The following is a 555-nucleotide window of genomic DNA, read 5'->3' on the forward strand; positions in this document are numbered from 1 at the left end:
CACCCAGGCCCCGCCTACCCAGGCCCGCCTGTCCGAGAGCCGCGCCTCCTGACGCGCTGTCTTGTGATACGGCACCCTTCGGTCTATCGCTCGCCCACCGAACAATAGGTCGCCGACCCACCTCTCTGATGCGACCGGTCAAAAGATTTCGAACCGGGCCAACCCGGTCATACTGGGTGGCGATGCCGACGATCCGCGCTCAAGGCTCACTCGTCACGTCCGTGCCGATGTCGCCCTCCGCTACTATAGACAAGGCCCACGATGGTTTCGCCCTCACCCGCCGCCCGCCCGGCACCGCCTACGAACGTGAAGGGCGCGCGCGTCCTCGTGGTGGAAGCGCGCTATTACGACGACATCTCAGATGAACTCCTCGCCGGCGCGCAGGGTGCGCTCGACGAGGCGGAAGCCGAGGGCGTCGTCGTGACGGTACCCGGTGCTCTCGAGATCCCCGCCGCCATTGCCATTCTGGTGGAAGAGGCAGCGCGCGCGGGCCAGCCCTACGACGCCGCCGTTGCGCTGGGCTGCGTCATTCGTGGCGAGACCGGCCATTACGAC

Annotated in this window: 1 protein-coding gene; it reads left to right on the top strand. The window is 67.2% G+C overall.

Annotated features, from left to right (window positions below; translation table 11 throughout):
* Positions 1-261: 261 nt before the first annotated feature.
* The coding region (locus tag VQ03_RS32450) for a 6,7-dimethyl-8-ribityllumazine synthase (protein WP_208605585.1) at positions 262-555 on the top strand (294 nt) is incomplete at its 3' end.

The organism is Methylobacterium tarhaniae (genome assembly GCF_001043955.1).
GTDB lineage: Bacteria > Pseudomonadota > Alphaproteobacteria > Rhizobiales > Beijerinckiaceae > Methylobacterium > Methylobacterium tarhaniae.